The sequence below is a fragment of the Paenibacillus sp. J31R122 genome (genome assembly GCF_056269185.1).
This window is the reverse complement of sequence record NZ_JBWDNM010000008.1, coordinates 169,159-188,227: the sequence shown is the minus strand read 5'-3', so window position 1 is coordinate 188,227 and position 19,069 is coordinate 169,159. Positions and strand designations below refer to the sequence as shown.

Annotated in this window: 21 protein-coding genes and 1 other annotated feature (1 of these 22 cut by a window edge); of the genes, 7 read left to right on the top strand and 14 right to left on the bottom strand. The window is 41.8% G+C overall.

The window, feature by feature from the left end; translation table 11 throughout:
* Window positions 1-105, bottom strand: a binding site (T-box leader); it reaches 146 nt to the left of the window's first position.
* A gap of 120 nt (window positions 106-225) precedes the next feature.
* Both AC0YN7_RS15255 and AC0YN7_RS15250 read left to right on the top strand, forming a co-directional pair.
* Window positions 226-1,257, top strand: a complete 1,032-nt coding sequence (locus AC0YN7_RS15255) for a permease (RefSeq protein WP_475810864.1) — start codon at window positions 226-228, stop codon at window positions 1,255-1,257.
* A complete protein-coding gene (locus AC0YN7_RS15250) occupies window positions 1,254-1,640 on the top strand; it encodes a DUF1980 domain-containing protein (RefSeq protein ID WP_475810863.1) in 387 nt (128 codons plus the stop codon). Before AC0YN7_RS15255 ends, AC0YN7_RS15250 begins: the two co-directional genes overlap by 4 nt.
* 58 nt (window positions 1,641-1,698) lie before the next feature.
* On the opposite strand, the gene AC0YN7_RS15245 is transcribed toward AC0YN7_RS15250, so the two are convergent.
* Window positions 1,699-2,103 carry an O-methyltransferase gene (locus AC0YN7_RS15245; protein ID WP_475810862.1) on the bottom strand — a complete coding sequence of 135 codons (405 nt, stop codon included), beginning with the start codon at window positions 2,101-2,103 and terminating at the stop codon, window positions 1,699-1,701.
* Between the two features lie 461 nt (window positions 2,104-2,564).
* Here AC0YN7_RS15245 and AC0YN7_RS15240 point away from each other — a divergent pair, with 461 nt between their 5' ends.
* A complete protein-coding gene (locus tag AC0YN7_RS15240) occupies window positions 2,565-3,827 on the top strand; it encodes a methyl-accepting chemotaxis protein (protein ID WP_475810986.1) in 1,263 nt (420 codons plus the stop codon).
* A gap of 120 nt (window positions 3,828-3,947) precedes the next feature.
* Here the strand turns inward: AC0YN7_RS15240 and AC0YN7_RS15235 are convergent, their stop codons facing one another.
* A complete protein-coding gene (locus AC0YN7_RS15235) occupies window positions 3,948-4,838 on the bottom strand; it encodes a fumarylacetoacetate hydrolase family protein (protein WP_475810861.1) in 891 nt (296 codons plus the stop codon).
* A gap of 2 nt (window positions 4,839-4,840) precedes the next feature.
* A complete protein-coding gene (locus AC0YN7_RS15230) occupies window positions 4,841-5,806 on the bottom strand; it encodes an alpha/beta fold hydrolase (RefSeq protein WP_475810860.1) in 966 nt (321 codons plus the stop codon).
* Between the two features lie 142 nt (window positions 5,807-5,948).
* On the opposite strand from AC0YN7_RS15230, the gene AC0YN7_RS15225 reads away from it, so the two are divergent.
* Window positions 5,949-6,779 carry a polysaccharide deacetylase family protein gene (locus tag AC0YN7_RS15225; protein WP_475810859.1) on the top strand — a complete coding sequence of 277 codons (831 nt, stop codon included), beginning with the start codon at window positions 5,949-5,951 and terminating at the stop codon, window positions 6,777-6,779.
* Window positions 6,780-6,848: 69 nt separating this feature from the next.
* On the opposite strand, the gene AC0YN7_RS15220 is transcribed toward AC0YN7_RS15225, so the two are convergent.
* From AC0YN7_RS15220 to AC0YN7_RS15185, 8 genes are all read right to left on the bottom strand, one after another.
* A complete protein-coding gene (locus AC0YN7_RS15220; protein WP_475810858.1) occupies window positions 6,849-7,487 on the bottom strand; it encodes a 3D domain-containing protein in 639 nt (212 codons plus the stop codon).
* A gap of 116 nt (window positions 7,488-7,603) precedes the next feature.
* The gene (locus AC0YN7_RS15215; protein WP_475810857.1) at window positions 7,604-8,416 is read right to left on the bottom strand and encodes a CAP domain-containing protein; all 813 of its coding nucleotides are present in this window, start codon (window positions 8,414-8,416) and stop codon (window positions 7,604-7,606) included.
* 229 nt (window positions 8,417-8,645) lie between these two features.
* Window positions 8,646-9,335, bottom strand: a complete 690-nt coding sequence (locus AC0YN7_RS15210) for a peptidoglycan recognition protein family protein (protein WP_475810856.1) — start codon at window positions 9,333-9,335, stop codon at window positions 8,646-8,648.
* 156 nt (window positions 9,336-9,491) lie between these two features.
* A complete protein-coding gene (locus AC0YN7_RS15205) occupies window positions 9,492-10,508 on the bottom strand; it encodes a DUF4097 family beta strand repeat-containing protein (protein WP_475810855.1) in 1,017 nt (338 codons plus the stop codon).
* Window positions 10,505-11,062 carry an HAAS signaling domain-containing protein gene (locus AC0YN7_RS15200; protein ID WP_475810854.1) on the bottom strand — a complete coding sequence of 186 codons (558 nt, stop codon included), beginning with the start codon at window positions 11,060-11,062 and terminating at the stop codon, window positions 10,505-10,507. The genes AC0YN7_RS15205 and AC0YN7_RS15200 overlap by 4 nt, the downstream gene beginning before the upstream one ends.
* A complete protein-coding gene (locus AC0YN7_RS15195; protein WP_475810853.1) occupies window positions 11,059-11,379 on the bottom strand; it encodes a PadR family transcriptional regulator in 321 nt (106 codons plus the stop codon). The genes AC0YN7_RS15200 and AC0YN7_RS15195 overlap by 4 nt, the downstream gene beginning before the upstream one ends.
* A gap of 259 nt (window positions 11,380-11,638) precedes the next feature.
* Window positions 11,639-12,658 (bottom strand): Gfo/Idh/MocA family protein, encoded by a 1,020-nt coding sequence (locus AC0YN7_RS15190; protein ID WP_475810852.1) that lies wholly within the window; start codon window positions 12,656-12,658, stop codon window positions 11,639-11,641.
* Between the two features lie 53 nt (window positions 12,659-12,711).
* Window positions 12,712-13,482, bottom strand: coding sequence for a sugar phosphate isomerase/epimerase family protein (locus AC0YN7_RS15185; protein ID WP_475810851.1), 771 nt, complete (start codon window positions 13,480-13,482; stop codon window positions 12,712-12,714).
* Window positions 13,483-13,920: 438 nt separating this feature from the next.
* On the opposite strand from AC0YN7_RS15185, the gene AC0YN7_RS15180 reads away from it, so the two are divergent.
* Window positions 13,921-14,148 (top strand): 3-dehydroquinate dehydratase, encoded by a 228-nt coding sequence (locus AC0YN7_RS15180; protein WP_475810850.1) that lies wholly within the window; start codon window positions 13,921-13,923, stop codon window positions 14,146-14,148.
* Window positions 14,149-14,316: 168 nt separating this feature from the next.
* Window positions 14,317-15,216 (top strand): ArsR/SmtB family transcription factor, encoded by a 900-nt coding sequence (locus AC0YN7_RS15175; protein WP_475810849.1) that lies wholly within the window; start codon window positions 14,317-14,319, stop codon window positions 15,214-15,216.
* A 7-nt stretch (window positions 15,217-15,223) separates the two neighbouring features.
* Here AC0YN7_RS15175 and thpR read toward each other — a convergent pair whose 3' ends face one another.
* A complete protein-coding gene (gene thpR, locus AC0YN7_RS15170) occupies window positions 15,224-15,799 on the bottom strand; it encodes an RNA 2',3'-cyclic phosphodiesterase (RefSeq protein WP_475810848.1) in 576 nt (191 codons plus the stop codon).
* A 55-nt stretch (window positions 15,800-15,854) separates the two neighbouring features.
* Window positions 15,855-17,129 (bottom strand): MFS transporter, encoded by a 1,275-nt coding sequence (locus tag AC0YN7_RS15165; protein ID WP_475810847.1) that lies wholly within the window; start codon window positions 17,127-17,129, stop codon window positions 15,855-15,857.
* Between the two features lie 268 nt (window positions 17,130-17,397).
* Between AC0YN7_RS15165 and AC0YN7_RS15160 the strand changes: the two genes are divergently transcribed.
* Window positions 17,398-18,312 (top strand): ROK family protein, encoded by a 915-nt coding sequence (locus AC0YN7_RS15160; RefSeq protein ID WP_475810846.1) that lies wholly within the window; start codon window positions 17,398-17,400, stop codon window positions 18,310-18,312.
* A gap of 179 nt (window positions 18,313-18,491) precedes the next feature.
* On the opposite strand, the gene AC0YN7_RS15155 is transcribed toward AC0YN7_RS15160, so the two are convergent.
* Window positions 18,492-19,058: a TetR-like C-terminal domain-containing protein gene (locus AC0YN7_RS15155; RefSeq protein WP_475810845.1), complete on the bottom strand. Its 567-nt coding sequence runs from the start codon at window positions 19,056-19,058 to the stop codon at window positions 18,492-18,494.
* Window positions 19,059-19,069: the final 11 nt, after the last annotated feature.

Below are 19,069 nucleotides of genomic sequence, written 5' to 3'. Positions count from 1 at the left end.
GGCTCCGGGGCCCATTCAGCATCGAGGCTTGCACCGGTTCGCAGCAACCACCGGCTTTCTGTACGCAGTCCATTCGAGCTTACTTGTTCCCATCATTGCATTTAAAATAATTATACTCTCAGAAGAAGCGATGTCAAGATTTTAGAAAGTTGTCCTAATGTTAAATTTACCAGCATAAGCTAAATTCATAATCGTAATCTTTACAATACGAGAGGATTAATAAGCATGCTAAAATTTATATTCAAGTTTGGCACACCTTCCATTGCCGTTGGATGTCTCATTATGCTTGCATTAATTATTACACAGCGCGATTTGCCCCTGCATCTATTTAATGAAGCGAACATGTATTCATTCAAAATATTATTTATAAGCATCATATTAGAAGCATTTCCTTTCATTATACTTGGTGTATTATTCTCGGCACTCCTTCAAGTATTCGTAACCGATGAAACGATTCGAAAATTCACACCTAGGAATCCTGTTGCAGGCGTACTGTTTGGCGCCTTGCTTGGGCTGCTGTTCCCTCTCTGCGAATGCGGCATGATACCAGTCGTCAGGCGATTAATCCGTAAAGGTATGCCAGCATACATAGGAATCGTCTATCTGCTGGCTGGTCCAATCGTTAATCCCATCGTCTACGCATCAACATTCACCGCCTTCAGGGAAACACCCGAGATGGCTTATTTGCGTATAGGACTTGCCTTTGCAATTTCTGTTGTAATCGGCTTAATTTTGTACAAGTTTATGCGTAAAAGTCCTCTTAAAAAAATAGCTACATTAAAGATTCTTCATCACGAACATGTTCATGAGCATCAACATAACCATAATCACGGTGGAAGCAAAAAAGGCTTTCGCAACCGGTTCGCAACGATTTTGGCTCATTCCACAGATGAATTTTTCGAAATGGGAAAATATTTTATTTTCGGTGCCCTTCTTACCGCTATAATTCAGACCCTTATTGATAAAAGTACGTTTACTTCTTTTGCGGAGCAGCCTATTTTCGCTTACGTGTTTATGATGAGCTTTGCTTTTATATTATCGATTTGCTCAACGTCCGACGCCTTCATTGCCTCCTCCTTTAGCGGTATGTTCGACTTTGGACCATTGCTTGCATTTCTTGTTTTCGGACCAATGATTGATTTGAAAAATACATTAATGCTGCTGACTACATTTCGCTTTAAAATTGTTCTTTTACTAATCGCTTTAGCAGCGCCCCTCACGTTTATCGGGGCTTGGATAATGGAGGCTCTCCTATGACACATCATCTTTTACGTGCAGCTATTTTAACGGGCTTCGCCATGTTTATCGTTTATTTGGATCGATCTGGTGAGTTAATGCTCTATATTGAGCCTAGTATGGAGCTCTACGTTAAGCTGTCTGCAATTGGTTTATATACAACTGCTGTTTATCAGGTTTATGCCGCGATTCAGAAGCGTATGGGCAATAAGACAGCAGGCTGTGATTGCGAGCATGAGCCATCACCCTCCATCATCAAAAATATAATCATCTACGGATTGTTTATTTTGCCTTTATTGCTTGGGATTTTTGTACCAACTAATACTTCAAGCGATGCCACTGCTTCTAAGAATGGATTGCATTCATCGGATAACGCTGCTCAGCATGATGCCTGGAGAAAATAATAAGAAAAAAGGGGGTGCCTTAAGTAAATTGTCTACTTAAAGCACCCCCTCTCCATATTTAATTATAATCCCGTAACCCTTGCTGTTTTGGATAATAGCGGGAATTCCAGTTAGCCATGTTGTAATTTGACTCATACAAAACACTCGCCGACCAGGAGTTTGCGCTTGAGCGAACCGCGAAATCATACATAATTTCACCATGCGACCAATCGCGTCTGTACTTCAGAGCATCAATTGCCATTTGGCGAAAGGCTTGTACCTGTGTCGTCGTCAATCCTTGACTCTCTCCTTCAAACTTCCCATTTTTGCTCTCAATTGGGTGGTGCCTTAGACCGAACTTACCCACAGCATTATTACGAATGTGAATTAATACAGTACCCGCAGTAGCATTTGTTAATTCTACCTCTAACTGCCTAAACACAAAATCAACTTGCCGAGCCAATGACAAAGAATCCATTTCCATACTTTAATTCCTCCTTTAATCAAATTTAGCATTTGTTACCATATAGGTCTTGAAGCATATTATATAGGTACTTTTTATCATTTTCAATATGTTTTCGATATTTTTTTCTAATTTTCTAATTATTTCGACTCCATTCGTCAGAAATGGCCATACAAATCATATTCCTGCACACTTTTTACATGTATTTTCCACAAAAGTATTTAAAATTGTGGCAAAAAACCATACTTGAATCAATGTAACTGTAATATGATGTATGTTTTACAACCCTAATTTTGTAATGTCATAAATAATGGTATCATTTCCTAGTTCTAATTACACCGAAAACGTTATTCGTATTTTCCGAAAAACCGTTTGCGGTCACTAAATTAAAATAAAAAATTATTAAATCGACAAGGATAGACCAATTTCGCAGCCAGTGCTATAATATGGATAATCTTAATAAAAGGAGCGCTTACATAATGATCCAATATTACTATTCGTTATCGGTGCGCAATAAGATTTTAATCACGACCTATTTCAATTTATTCCTTTTTGCAATCGCAATGGTTCTTGTTTTATTGCTTTCTGGTGGTTCTATAGTCGCAGGCATTATCGTCATCGTTGTTCTTGCAATTGTTTCTTACCCAATTACTTCCATTGTAGAAAAGGCGATTAATCAATCCTTCGATGAAATGTCTGGGGCAGCCTTCCGCATCTCAAAAGGTGATTTCACACAAAAAATTGATACTACATCCTCTGTAGCTCTAGGTGAGCTAGGACATGCTTTCAACAGCATGGTAGACAAGCTGCGTGACATTTTAACTGAAACTTCTAGTATTACCCGTCATGTAGCGGAAACAAGCCGGAGTATTTTCGACAAAAACAATAACATCAAGACAGCAATGGAACAGGTTGCCGCTTCTTCTAATGAGCTGGCTACAGGCGCTAATGAAATTTCAGAAGATGTCACTGACATGAGCGAATCCATTAATGAGATTGAAATGAAGGTAGCGGCATACGCCAGTTCAACGAAGGAAATGAACGTACGCTCAGAGCAAGCGCTTCAACTTGTTGACAAAGGCCGTCATGCGCTGGAAGTACAAGCAGAAGGCATGCGCCGCAACGTTGAGGCAACCTCTAAAGTGTCACAAACGATTGAAGAACTTGCTCGTAAGGCGCAGGGAATATCCGCAGTTACAAAAACGATCTCTGATTTAGCTGAACAGACGAACTTACTATCACTTAATGCATCTATTGAAGCAGCAAGAGCAGGCGAGCATGGCAGAGGCTTTGCGGTTGTTGCCCAAGAGGTTCGCAAGCTGGCCGAAGAATCATCAGCATCAACCAAACAAATATACCAGCTTGTCAAAAGCATTGATGATGGTATACAACATACGATCACCAACATGAAGGTTAACGAAGAGGTTGTTCATCTGCAATCGGAACGAATTCGCGAGTCCGAGCAAGTATTCGTAGAAATCGTACATAGTGTTCAATTCATTACGGAACAAATATATAAGTTTTCAGAAGAAAGCGATGTAATGTTGGAAAGTGCTCGTAAAATTTCCGGAGCTATCCAAAACATTTCGGCTATCACTCAGCAATCAGCTGCTGGAACAGAACAAGTATCCGCATCTATGAACGAGCAAATTTCCTCAGTCCAAAGCGTTGTTGAAGAAACTGAGCGAATGCTCACGATGTCCACTCAGCTTCAACGCACTATTCAAGTTTTCAAAATGAAATAGAGCTACAAAAAAAGCCTATTCGTTTTCTCCGAGAATATCGGAACGAGTAGGCTTTTTCATATTTATCATGTAATATAGCTAATTGCTTATATTATACATGGAACGACATGATTATGAATTTCATCCATTCATCGTTACTACTAGCTCACCAAGCTGTTCTATTTGTACAGTCACGACATCTCCATGAGCTAGATATACACGCTGCTCTTTTGGATAACCTATTACTACTCCTTCAGGCGTTCCTGTTAAAATCACATCTCCAGGAACTAATGTCATATGCTTTGAAATATAACTAATGATCGCTCTGCAGGAAAATATCATATCTGACGTATTGGAATTCTGACGCTGCTCACCATTTACGTGACAGGTAATTGACAAATGATCTGGATCGCTAATTTCGTCAGCAGTCACAATATACGGACCAAGCGGTGCAAAGCCATCACAGCTTTTGCCTAGCAGCCATTGCGAGGTTCGGCGCTGCAAATTACGTGCAGAAAGATCATTTGCACAGCTGTAGCCAAAAATATACTCCAGCGCATTCGCTTCATCCACATCCTTCGCCTCTTTACCAATAACAATTGCAAGCTCCGCTTCATAATCTACTTCTTTACTCGTATGCGGCAGCTGTACATAACCACCATGCGCATTAAGTGCATTAGCAAATTTATTAAATAGAATAGGTGAAGTTGGAATGTCAGCTTTCGTTTCCTCTGCATGTTTCCGATAATTAAGGCCGATGCAAATAATTTTTTGAGGATTACTTACAGACGGTGCAAAAGAAAGAGATGATTCATCCAGTATATATGATGCTTGCTTGTGGTCTCGGCTGACTTCGACCGTTAAAGCTTCGAGTTCAGCAATTAGCACTGCACCGCCCCTAATCACTTCATCAACCGACTTCGGCGCTCGTATATTCAATGCCGCAGCTGCTGCAGCAACATCAATAATACCGGCTTCTACTTTAATACCCAAACAAACCTCATTATTTTGATTAAACTGAAGTATCCTCATGATCAATTCTGTCCGTCAAGAAAAAATGTAATGATCTTGTCTTGCAAGCCTGGTAAACCCTCATGCCCAAAATCAGGGTATATTTCTACTCTTTTGGCGGAAGTGATTTTATTGTAAGCAGCGAACTGTGTGGAAGGTGGACAAACCGAGTCCATTAGACCTGTACCCATCAGCACTTCACCTTGAATTCGGTTAGCTAAATGTTGAATATCGATATAACCTAGCTTCGTAAAAATCTCGTTCTCACGTTTATGTTGAGGATCATAATTGCGGAAATAAGTACGGATCTCTTGGTAAGCATCCTTCGCCAAATCCATATCCCATACCCGCTTATAGTCACTAAGGAATGGGTAGACTGTCGCAAGCTTCTTTATCCGCGGCTCTAACGCTGAACAAGCTACAGTAAGTGCACCGCCCTGAGACCAACCCGTTGCAAACACCTGATCGGCATCGACTTCAGGTAGATTCATCGCAATACCAGCCAGCTGCGCACAATCAAGAAAGATATGGCGGAATAGCAAATTATCGGGCGCATCATCAAGCCCCCGAATAATATGTCCTTGGTACGTCGTTCCAATTACATTACCGCTATCTTGAGATGTGCCTCCTTGACCGCGGCAATCCATAGCAAGCACTGAAAAGCCTTGCGAAGCGTAGGATAACTTATCCGTCCAATCTCCAGCAGAGCCTGTATAGCCATGAAACATTACAACAGCCGGGTGTGCTTCTTTTATTCCTTTTGGACGAACATATTTCACATGAATACGAGCACCGCGAACACCTGTAAAATAGAGATCAAAGCAATCAGCAAGCGGCGTTTGAAAGCTGCTTGGTATAAGCTCAACATTTGAATCAACCGCTTTCATTTCTTCCAATGCTCGTTCCCAATACTCATCGAAATCAGTAGGACGCGGGTTAACCCCCTCATAGTTGTATAACTGCTCGATTGGCATGTCTAATGCTGGCATCTTACAATCCCCTTTTCATGATAAATGTTAATCGTATTAATCTTACGCCACCTGTAAATCCTTGTAAAGTGTATGAAAGTAATCTTCTTGGGTAAAATAGCGGCGTAGCGCCAAAACAATCCTGCGTTAGGAATGATACAGCATGCGGTCAACAATTCGTAAAGTAATGTCATCAATAGCTGTAATCGTTTTGTTGATTGGATTACCGACTATGAATCATCCACATATCGCAAAGTCCAATGTTTTCGCAAACGATATAGAACAAAAGCAATCAAAACCCACTAAAGCAACAAAGAAGAAACGTGCCTCTGACATGTCCTGGGTTACGCTTCACAAGCAGTTTCCCAGCGCATACATTTTGAATGGACCGCGTGATAAAAGGCGTGTTGCCTTAACCTTTGATGATGCTCCTGATCCAAGAGTGACACCCGCTATTCTTGATATTTTGGCTAAATATGATGTGTGCGCCACATTTTTTGTTGTCGGCAACCGCGCGGTCAAAAATCCTTTGCTCTTAAAGCGAATACATAATGAAGGACATATCATTGGCAATCACTCTTATGATCACGCTGTAATGTCAAAGCTATCTCTCATTAATTATCGCAAACAAATTTGGCAAACCGACACGATTATTAACAATCTAATTGGTTATTCGCCGCATTTTATAAGACCCCCATATGGTGAAATGCTTCCTCAGCAGGTGAAATGGAGTAAGCAAGCCGGGTTTACAGTCGTTAATTGGGATGTTGACTCTAATGATTGGAGAAACAATCCAAGCAGTGATATCGTTCTTATGAATATCAAAAAAACATTGCAGCCTGGATCCATCATTTTGCAGCATGCTGGGGGGGGAAGTACGCAAGATTTATCCGGCACCATCCAAGCACTTCCCCGGCTTATTAAGCTGCTTCGCAGCAAAGGGTATGAGCTGGTTACACTACCCGAGCTGGTTAGCCAATCAGCGCAACGTTAATAGTAGACATATTTCAGACATAATAAAAACCGGGAACTTGTCCTAATGGAAAAGCTCCCGGGTTTTCTATTATTTTAATATATAAACCTTGATGTCTTGTATCCCAAACTTAAGAGCTTGGCTTGTTGTACCTGGAACAAATAAATCTACTCGATTGCCCTTAATGGAACCGCCAATATCGGTTGCAGTCGCAATCATGCCGCCTGCTGGCAAGCCGTTATAATCATAACCAGTAACATAAAGCTTAGTTCCAAGCGGAATCATTTTAGGGTCAACCGCAATCGTTCCAACCTTCAGCTTATTGCCAAAGTAATCAACCGCTCCCCATTTCCCATTTTCTGAAGCAGCTGCCGTATACGCTGTAGCTTGTACATTAAGCGCTTTCGAGTAGGAATAGGTCTTGCCATCCACACCCTCTACGGTAGTTCCTGCTCCAGCTGCTTGTTTCAACACCGTTGCATTCGAGTTTGATGAAGCTGATATATCCTTTGTCGGAATCGTTAGCTTTAGTCCTTTATATACGTTTAGCGGGTCAATTGTCGAGTTTGCATCAAGTAATGAATCAAGAGATACATTATATTGCTTGGATACCTTCCAAAATGTATCCGTATCGGTCGTTACATGTGTTTTTGCAGCTGCGTTCGCCGTTCCTGCCGCCATCATTAAAGACAAGCCTATTACAGCTGTCGCAAATGTAGTCTTTTTCATTTTAAAGTCCTCCTCAAATTTATGTACGTAAACCATTCGTTTTAATAAAAAAGCGTTAAGGGCCAACAATGCGCCCTTAACGCTTGCTTAGCTATTTCATCATGCTTGCTCTTTAACTAGCCGATAAACATTTGAACCCATTCACCGTTTACATAACCAACACCAATTTTAGTGAAGTTTCCGTTTAAAATATTTGCGCGGTGACCTGAACTGTTCATCCAAGCTGTCATAACCTCTTGCGGTGTTCTTTGTCCGGATGCAATATTCTCGCCAGCATAGGAATAAGTCACTCCAAATGAGTGCATCATATCAAAAGGCGAGCCATAAGTCGGTGAAGTATGGCTGAAGTAATTGTTGACGTCCATGTCTCTTGCTTTTTCAGTTGCTACTTTAGTCAGAAGCGTATCGTTTTTCAAAGCTGTCAAACCAGCTTTAGCACGTTCTTGATTCACTAAATCTATTACTTGGGATTGGAATGCGCTAAGACCAGCATTCGATCCACTGTCAGTTCCCGTATTGCCGTTGTTTGAACCAGTGTTCGGTGGAGTAGTCGGCTTAGGATTAGTTACTCCTGTATCAGGTTTTGTTCCTGTATCGGGCTTATTTCCTGTATCAGGCTTAGTACCAGTTTCAGGCTTTGTTCCTGTGTCGGGCTTAGTACCTGTTTCAGGTTTTGTTCCTCCGTCGGGCTTCGTTCCGCCAAATTGCGGGCAGTTAAACGTAATTCCGTTAAGATTCAACTTACTCAAGTCCACACCATATTTTAGAGCAATTTGTTTAATTGCATCATTATTGAAAGAAAATAGTTGAACTGTGGAGTCCTTTTTCACAGCAGCTTCAGCACTTGCCGTTGGAGCTGTAAAACCTACACCGATCATCGTTGCTGCGATTATACTAGCGACACCTACACGTATTGGTTGCATATTCATGAAATCATCCTCCTAGATAGTATGTTTTTTTATACAAAACGTTTAGCACATGTGCTCTTGTTGAGCGTTGCGCTTGTTTTGTATGCGCATCGTTCTTCCCGACGCCACTTATCTTATCATGGGATTTTGAGTGTTTCATGACACAATAACTGGTAAATACGCAAAAATAGGTCTCAAACTAGCACTATGACTGCTTTATGAGAATGTGCTAATCATACATAATCGCCGCTTATACCTGTTGACCGCTAGCTTTACGCAACTCATTTGCTAATCGATGTATTTCATCCTTCTCCCCTTTCGTACTAGCAGCAAACCATGCCGGCGATAGCCAATTAGCTATGATTGTGTTCGCGTCAGCTACGCTCAATTCTGAGCTCCTCCACTCCCGCACTAACTTCAAAAAAGAGGCTTTATTTACTGCACTACCCGGACATGTTTTTTGAGGATTCATCTCGCGGTGAAACTTGATGTCTTCATCAGACAGCTTCCACAAGGTTGTAATGGCGTTTGTCAGCTTGACTGCGGTTGCGAGCTGTGAGCCTTCTAGCTTCTCTGCACCGATATCGAAGTTACCGATCATTTCAAACATAAAAGGATGAATGACATCTGCATCGGAATCATTTAAGCCAATTGAGGAGGCAGGAGGCATCAGCAGTGACCTCCCCTCCCAAATATAGCCGTCAGGATCAACGGTCGCATGCTGTGCAATATCACCCCAATTATTCGTGACAGCATGAAATCTCCACATACCCTGAATAATTTTCATCTTATCCGTCGCCTTGTTGTAGTCCGCAATGGTTGGCTTCCATGTCCCGTGTACATGAACCTCTGAGAACTTAACCTTCGATGTATGCGTTTTCAAATACTCTACATATTCCGCATAAGTGAACCTTCGGAAGTATTTACGTTCGACTACCATAAAGCTGCACTTCCTTTCATAGCAAAAGTTCTTATATGTTATGCGTAATTATAAAGATTCGAACCGGTTGCTTGTACCAAGCGCATCAATTTTAACAATAAAAAAAAGCTCCCTAAACGCTGTCCGAAGCCAGCAAATAAGGAGCTCTTTTCAATATTAACCTCCAGTGAGCTTTAAGCCGCCTGAAGACGTTTGTACATCTATTTTTATTTTACCATCTCCAATTACTCCGCTAAAAAGATCATCATTGTCATTCTCTACATTATACGACTTCCATTTGATGTTTCGGCCTCCTGAATTGGTCCGGAATTGAACCGCGGCTGACTTTGGTTCTTTCTCTACGCTAATGCTTACCTCTCCGCTTTGCGTTTCCAACTTAACATCATGCAGCAATTCAACCGCCTCGATACGAATATTACCGCTTTTTGACTCACCATCCACAATTCCCGTTCCGTCCTCCATATTAATATTGCCGCTATGCGACTTAGCGATAATTTGCTCAGCGGTGTAATTTTCCGCTTTTACATTTCCGCTCTTAGAGAGCAGTGATATCGTTTTGGCAGATACGTCATTTGCTTTTACATTACCGCTGCTGTTTTCTATTGTTAACGAACCCGCTTGCACTTGCTCAGTATCCACATTACCGCTACCGTTTTCTATTGTTACCGACTCCGCTTGCACCTTATCGGCATCTACATTGCCGCTGCTATTTTTTATCGTTACCGAATCGGCCTGCAGGCTCTCAACGTCTATATTTCCGCTCTTTGATTTAATGTCTACTGCTTCCCAAAGACGATCAGGCAGCTCAACAACCATATCTACGTCTACAATATTAATGCCAAAGGAGAAAGAGAAAGCTTCTGAAAAAGAACCATCTATATTTACTGTGTCCCCTTCAACTTCAGTTTCCAGCTTAAAGCGTTCCAAATATTTTTTACTTGCTCTGCCATCAATACGTACTTTAATGTCATCCGTAGTTCCTTTAACGACATCTGTATTAATGCTCGAACTATAAATATTTAATGACTTTATTGAAGAAGAAGCAGGAATCGTCTTCTCAATTATAATGGGCTCTGTCCCGAAAGAACTTATATTCTTCCAATCAAAAGATAAAAATGCTCCTATAATACCTACTCCCAGCATTATTAGTGCTATCGCTACAAGCTTCTTCACTTAGAATTCCCCCTAATGATACGAGTATTAAATTGTAAATATTTTAAAGTAGCTGCAAAAAATTTCTTCGTTAATACTTTCAACGCTAATAGAAGCAGCATTGAAATTGAAGCGCAAATGAGCCCAATGGATAATGCTTGCGCAATCGAAAGCGTACCCGTCCATAAGCTTTCAAAGACAACAGCAATGCCTGCTATCGCAAGTGACGCTGCTACAGCCCATAAGGCAAACAATACAGCTGCAACTCCGATATACGGTCCAATGACAAAAATAATATTGAAAAGACCTAGGCCCACAGTGGAAAATACAGCACGAGACAGCTTTCCGAAGCTTTTATTCGTCTCTGCCTCAACAACTCTATAGCTAAGTAGCAGTTCATTTGCAATTAGTCTAGGATCTCCTAGCTCGCGTGCGGCATCGGCCTCACTCTGTCCATTTTCCACGGCCTGCTGAAAATGAATATAATAATCGTATAACCATTCCTTGCGTTTCGCTTCCGGTATAACCTTCAATAAGCTTTCAAGCTCTAGCATATAATTGTCTTTAATAGTCATGGTTTAATTCCTTCCTCTATAATTTCGTTGACCGCTTTCGTAAAATCATCCCATTCTGCAATCAAGCGACGCATATGATCCCAGCCCTCTTGTGACAAATGATAATATTTACGCGGCGGGCCTTCAGACGATTCCTTCAAATAGGTTGTAAAATACCCCTCCTGCGTCAATCGATTCAACAGCGGATAAACACTGCCAACCGCCACCTCGAATTTCTCTGATATTTTTACGGCTAGCTCATAACCATAACGGTCACCCCGAGTAGCCAGAACGAGGACGCAAACTTCAAGTACTCCCTTTTTAAACTGGATGTTCAATTTATTTCCCCCTTTCTTAAAAGTTTTGCGAATGCAAAACTTACTTCGTAAGCATTAGCTTAGTTTTGCGAATGCAAAACTTACTTCGCAAGCCACTATACTTTAATACTTACTAGTGTTTAATGTAGAATAGCTTGCCGCACCTTTTCTCACTAAACATAATTTACCACATAGTATTCTTCATTGCAAGATAGTGTTCAAAAAAGAATACCCCTGTCATCCGGCTCTCGCTCGTTTGTCAGAGGTATTCGATAAGAAATTAGTTTACGCTAATAAATTTACCAGTTGCTTGTGATTCGAACGCGCACAAAATTACTTTCAAGGAAGCACGGCCATCTTCACCGCTAACAGCAGGAGTCGTATTTGTCAAAATGCTTTCTAGGAACGCGTTTATAACACCGCTTGTTTCCTGTTTGTCATTGGTCGAAATATTGCCAACCTTATGCTTTTCAACAGTTCCGTTGCGCAGCTCCACAATAACTTGATCGTCAGGATGCGTACCGATTTTCATTACGCCATTTTCACACCATAGAATTGTGCTGTTGTCTTCGCCTTTGTAGTAAGTCCAGCTAGCAACGAGGGTGCCAATAGCACCGCTCTTCATACGAAGCAAGCAGGAAGAATTATCGTCCACATCCGTTTGCTTATCAAGCGTTCCGACAAAACCGGCAACCTCAGACACTTCATCATCAAGCATCCAGCGAATAAGGTCGGATTTATGAACGCCAAGGTCGCCCATTGCGCCCATAATAGCCTCTTGCTTACGGAAGAACCAGCTGTTTGCTCCATCGATGCTCCAGCCATCTGGACCTGGATGTCCGAAGGAAGTACGGAACGTAAGTACTTTACCTAGTACGCCGCTCTTCAAGATTTGCTTTGCCTTCACATGCGGCGGCATGAAGCGTTGGTTGTGGCCAACCATCAAATGCACACCATTTTTCTTAGCCGCTTCGATCATAGCTTCAGCTTCAGCATCTGTGACCGCCATCGGCTTCTCGACAAGCACATGAGCGCCTGCGTTAGCTGCAGTAATGGACATAGGAGCATGCAGCGCATTCGGTGTACATACGCTAACTGCGTCGGGCTTTACTTCTGCAAGCATCGTTTCAAAATCTGCAAATGCTTTACCGCCATGCAGTTCTGCATAATGCTCCGCGCGCTCGATGATTGGATCTACAAATGCTACAAACTCTACATTTTCATGAGCTGCATATTCTGGGATATGACGGTGTTTAGAGATAGAGCCGCATCCAATGACTGCTACACGTACTTTTGACATTATAATTCCCTGCCTTTTTTTATGTTGGATTAGGTACAACTGATTATTCTAGCTTATACTTTCAAAAAGTTTTTCTTCATCCATTCCATGCTCTCAGCAACAGCTTCAAGCGGCGGATTAGCACAAGTATCTTGTTCTACGATCAACCACTCGACAGAAGCAGCAGCTGCTGCATCGATAATAGGCAGCAATGGCAGGTCTCCACGGCCTAGCTCTACAGTATCGATTTGCTTACTTGCTTCGCCTTTCAAGAAATCCTTCAAATGCAGAAGCGGCAAACGTCCAGCATATTTTGCGATATACGCCAGCGGGTCCACTCCTGAATATTGCACCCAGCCAATATCCATTTCAACCTGCAAATATTTAGGATCGATTCGCTCGTACATCGCGTCAAACACGATTTGACCATCAATTTTCACTACAAATTCGAAATCATGGTTATGGTAAGCGAATTGAATCCCAGCTTCACTGAATCTCTTTCCATATTGCTCAAAATTTGTAATATGCTGACGGAATGCATCCGAATCGCGAGAATCTACAGGAAGCCATGGGCAAATCGCGTATTTAGCGCCGATCGTTTGAAGATAGGCAATTTCAGCGTCCAAGTTCCCTTCTAGAAGATGAAGTCCAATATGACTGCCAATTGCTTGCAGATTGAGCTCCTGCAGCAAGTCGCGCATGTCTTCAGCCTTGATATCTCCATAACCCGCAAACTCAACACCCTCATAGCCCATTGCCGCTACTTTTCGAAGCGTACCTTCGAAATCTACTGCGGTTGCATCACGAAGCGTGTATAACTGTAAACCGATACCCATTCTTCCCATGTGAGTCGCACTCCCTTATATCGTTAATTTTTTGTATTAGATTTTGCTTTATGAGCTTCATTATATAGACAACCCTAACTTTAAAATAGCTATTTTATTAGTATTTTCTTATGCGATTTTGGTCAAAAGCTGATTTGAACCGATTACCTTTCACTTCAGCAGCCATACCTTCAATCGAAGCAATTTGTCCAAGATCTTTCACAGCAAACGTGAACGGCTCTATAAAAAACAGTTGACTGCGCCTTATGCTCGCAGTATTATATCGCTAAGAATTACAAGATAAAAGATAATCATCATGTGGCCAGATAGCTGTTAAACGTACTGTTTTTAAACAAAAGTAACAACATTTTAACCAAATACTCACTCTTTTTTAAGACTTATTTAATATTTCTACGTTATGATAATAAAAAATTCCTTCACGGGATGGAGGTTCATACTATGAAGACAATGTTTATGTTTCAAAACAAAACAATACCAGTATATTTAACCGATACGAATAAACAAGCAATCGAGAAGCTGACCACGGTGCTAAATCGTAAATTGACTACTGGTAAAAATGCACTTAAAACCTGTATAAAATCTTTAATAAGCGTTGAAATTGTAGGCAGCGAAGCTACGCTTCACTCTTACTACGAGCGCGATACTTTAACTATCTCCCTCTACTAAGCTCAAATATATTTTTAAATAGTGAAAGGACAGACTAATTCGGTGCCAACACCAATGTCTGTCCTTTTTTCTGTTTATTATTTTCAATCGTTTTAATAAATTACAAAGTTGTATAATTAACTTTTGAGTTATATAGTTAGAGAAAACGGACGGAATGAGGAGCACTCCATGAACATTGAGGTAAATAGCAGCAATATGAAATTTCTTGAGTGTTTTTCATCTGATAGCAGAGTGAAAATAATCGAATTATTAAATAATCGCTCGATGAATATTAAAGAGCTTGCTGAAGCGCTCGGGGTCTCGTCAGCCATTGTAACGAAGCATGTACAAAAACTCGAGGAAGCTTCTATTATAACGACTGAAAGTGTACCTAGTACGAGAGGACGTCAAAAAATATGTCACTTATCGCTGGATACTGCCACGCTGCAATTTAAAGTGAAAGAACAACCTAACCTAAACCGCTATTCCGTTTCTATACCTATCGGTCAATATTCCGCGTATGAGGTAAAGCCTACCTGCGGATTAACCTCCGATACGAAAATAATAGGCATGTTCGATGACCCTCGCTATTTCTCTGATCCCGATCATGTTAAAGCTTGTCATTTGTGGTTTACAAATGGTTTTATTGAATATCGCATCCCTAATTATTTGGTTGGCAAGCAAACCGTACGAAGCCTATCCATCTCACTGGAGATCTGCTCGGAAGCACCTCACTACAACGAAAATTGGCCATCTGATCTGTCCTTCTATATCAATGGTACTTTTTTAGGCTTATGGACATGCCCCGGGGATTTCGGATCAGTAAAGGGCGTTTATACGCCATCTTGGTGGGATTTCGGAACCCAGCACGGTTTATTAAAACAAATCACGGTTAACGAGGAAGGCTCTTACATCGATGGGGTTCGCATGTCGGATTGCACGGTCAATAATCTTGCAATCGGTTATGGTGAAGACATTCAATTCCGCATCAGTGTGCCTGAGACAGCCAATCATAGCGGGGGCCTTAGCATATTCGGCAAGCAGTTCGGCAATTATAATCAAGATATTCAAGTGTATGTTTCATACTAAGCATGGTTTAATCGAAGCCAAATTTTAATGAGGCGACAGGTTCGTACATTGGTATTTTTTGGAGATAGCTTCGATAAAGTTTAATCTCTTTAACTGACCAACTGATCATTGACTCTGAGGCAGCTGGTACATATTCACCTATTGAAGTTGACAATGGTTCTTTCCCTTTATAACGACGAGCAATTGTTAAGTGAGGATTAAATAAACGGTTTTCTTTGGGAAAAAGTCCAGCTAAACTATCTTCTATTTTGTGGTGTAAGTTTCTAAGTGAATTAAGATCTCCACCCACACCAGCCCAAAGAATACTTGGTGAAGCTTGAGAACCAAATGTTCCCCATCCTTCTCCCTTTAATTCAAAAGGACTGGTATTTTCAGTAACGTTGACTAATAACTTTTCAATCTGTTGCAATTGTCCTACTGGGGTATCCCCAAAAAATTTTAGAGTTATATGATAATCCTCTGGATGTGTCCATTTTTGAAAAAGAAGTTTAGATTTGAGTAAAGTGGATTGTTTAGTCAGTTGCTCTCTCCATGTTTCATCGATAGGAATTGCAACGAACAAACGCAATGTTTCGGTATTCAATTTATTAGCACCCCTAAAAATAGTTATCAATTCTAGTATTCCCTAGAAATGCATCCTAACCCGTTAGTTTTTGCTTCCAATTTCCTTTAAAAAACAAAAATGTTCCTATCCAACCAAACAACGATGCGATTATAAGCAGAGTCGTTAGAGAAACACTAGCTGACATCGTCGTACTAAGGACAGGTCCCAGTGTGCCTCTAATTCCAAACACCATCAAATGCAGCCCGAAAACCATCGCCTCACGGCCGGGCGCAAGACGGAATACAAACGCCAGTATGCCAATATCCCAAATCGCTTCACCAATACCTTGAATTGCGTTTCCCACAATAACAGCGGAATAGCTGTCCCATAGTCCATAAAGCATCGGCACTATAGCGTATGCTGCAATACCGCATAATAACGTATATTTAATAGGAATGCGATCAATCATCCAGCCCGCTATCCAGAAGGTTAAGAGCAAAGCTGTAAAATACGCGACCCTCGCATAACCAATCTGCACATTAGATAATTCCAATACATCAACTTGAATAATCTGATACAGCGGAATGGCTAGCATATTTCCAAAGCCAGCAAATGTTGTCGCGGCTAGAAACACAGCCAATGTTCGATTTTCCTTGACAAGCTTCCATTGCTCTTGAAGTGGAAACTTATTGGAGCCCTTAGCAATAATTGGCTTCGTATCTATTTGATTAGGGATCTTCAATGTATTGAACAAACCAATTGATATCATACCTGCGATAGAAGCTGCAATTAGCGGCCCCGATGGTCCAAAAGCTTCCGACCAACTCCCTACAAAATAAGCCAGCGGTATCATGATAATACCCATTGCCATCCGTACATATCCCATTAAGCGGCCTCGTAAATCGGAAGGATACATTCTTGAGATCATCGCAGCATATGCTGGTGCTTGTACTCCCATTAATAGTTGGAAAACGAGTGCAACAACTACATAAACCGATGGATATGCAAAAAATGCAGGCAATAGTAGCAGCATCCTTCCAATCGCATTCGGAATCATAACGAATGGTTTCGGATTATTCGCTTTCTCGATCCAGCTAGCCCAAATAGGGGAAAACAACAAACCTACTGCCGGAGCCGCTGACAACAAGCCAACTTGAAGGTTGCTTGCGCCTTGCTGTATGGCAAACGCGACGTAAAATTGATTCATTACGACATTAAACAAACTAAATAAACAGGATGCTCCGAGGTCTATCCGGGCGTTTCTCCAAACATTCGTGGTCATCGGAAGTCCAAATTTAATAATACGGGGACTCGATTTCATTTCCGGCTCCATCTGTTCTGCTACCTTCTTCTGTGTAGTGGCATACATGCGTGAAGATCCTTTGCGGGGCAAAGGATCCTGTCAAACTGGCATCTCATTTGTTTGGATATTACTACACTCACAATTATTTGTACAGCATTAGTTGCGGCCATAAAATACCAAGCGTCCTGGCCGGTCTCAAGCTCTATTTATTCAGCCATCTTCCCACTATAACAGGACTATGGTAGACTTTCTAATGAAAGAAATGAACATGCAGAAGATTATATTAAGCCGTTATTACAGCTGAAAATCATAACATTCATCGGAGGGTTTACTAGTGAGTATAGCAATTGGTATAGACATCGGGGGTACAAAAGTAGCATTCGGGTTCGTAGATGAGCAAGGAACTGTTATAGCCAAAGGCTCTCTAAAAACCGATTTATCGGTTTCACCTATGGAGATGATCAAGCGAATCGGCGATGCTGTCAGACAGCTCGCAGAGCAGCAAGGATTGTCGTTAGCAGAAATGAAGGGAATAGGTGTTGGAGCTCCAGGACCGCTCGATACGCAAACCGGCAAGCTAAGCTGTCCGCCAAACCTTAAAAGCTGGTGGGACTTCCCTGTTGTGGAAGCACTACAAGCACAACTGCCATTACCTATCAAAATGGAAAATGACGCGACCGCAGCCGCGCTAGCAGAGAAGTGGCTGGGGGCTGCGCAGGACTCCGAGCATTTCATTTTCATTACTATAAGCACTGGAATTGGGGCCGGCATCTATTTGCATGGCAAGCTGCTAACAGGTGCGACCGGTAATGCCGGTGATGCTGGTCATATGATTGTTGATCCTACTGGCGGTGTTTGTTCATGCGGACAAGCGGGATGCTGGGAATGGATTGCTTCTGGCACCGCCATTGCAAGGCAAGCAACAGAAATCCTTGGACGTGAAGCTTCTTCTAAAGAAGCTTTTGAACTCGCGGCGCAAGGCGATCCACAAATGTCAGCACTCATTAATCGTGTCTTCACTTATATCGGAATGGGCTGCGTATCGCTAATCAACGTACTTGATCCGAACAAAATCGTTATCGGCGGCGGTGTATCGCAAGTAGGAGAGACCTTATTCACTGCTGTTCAATCTTATGTTTCCAAATATGCCTTGAACCCTTCTGGCAAGCAAACTGCCATTGTCCCAGCGCAGCTGCAGCAGGATGCTGGTCTTATCGGAGCTGCCGCTTTAGTCCAACGGGCATACTGACCATTTCCTCCTGAAAATCGACTTAAAAAATAGGCTGCCGAACATGCAAACTGAACAGTTAACCGCAAGAGGAACTCTTTCTTCAAAGTGTTCAGCTTGCGGATAACCGTTCACATGGTTGGCAGCCTCTTATTTTTAATTGCTGAAAAAGGCAGTATCTGATTGGTTGTTCTCAATAGTTATTGGTTGCTGCGCAGCCCTGCCAAATAATAGGCCAAAACAATCCTCATACTTTCATCAACATCCTGCGGCATTCCGAATCCGCCCTTTTGCTCAATGGAAGCAAAGCCATGCAAATAACTGCGAAAACCCCGCACCACATGAATTGCCCTTTCCGAGTCCAGCCCATAGTATTGAAGCGTATTTACTAAAAGTTCTACTAGCGACTGTCCCATAGCTGCATAATCCGCTTCTTTCGCGTCAGGAGAACGTAATGTCAGCTCATATAGTCCAGGATGAGAACGCGCGAACGATATATAAGCACCCGCAATGGCGTATATGGCTTCATCTCCAGTCTTTCCTTCAATAGATTCCTTTATCGATTCAGTTAGTTTTTTCAAGCCATATATAGCAAGCTGTACTCGTAATCCAGGCAATCCATTCACATGATTATATAAGGAAGGGGAGCGAATCCCAAGCTTTTGCGCAAGTGTTGCAAGTGTTACTTCTTCGATGCCTAATGTATCGGCAATTTGCGCAGCAGCTTCTACAATAGTCGGCAAATCCAACCCTTTTCTAGGTGACATATTTGAATTCC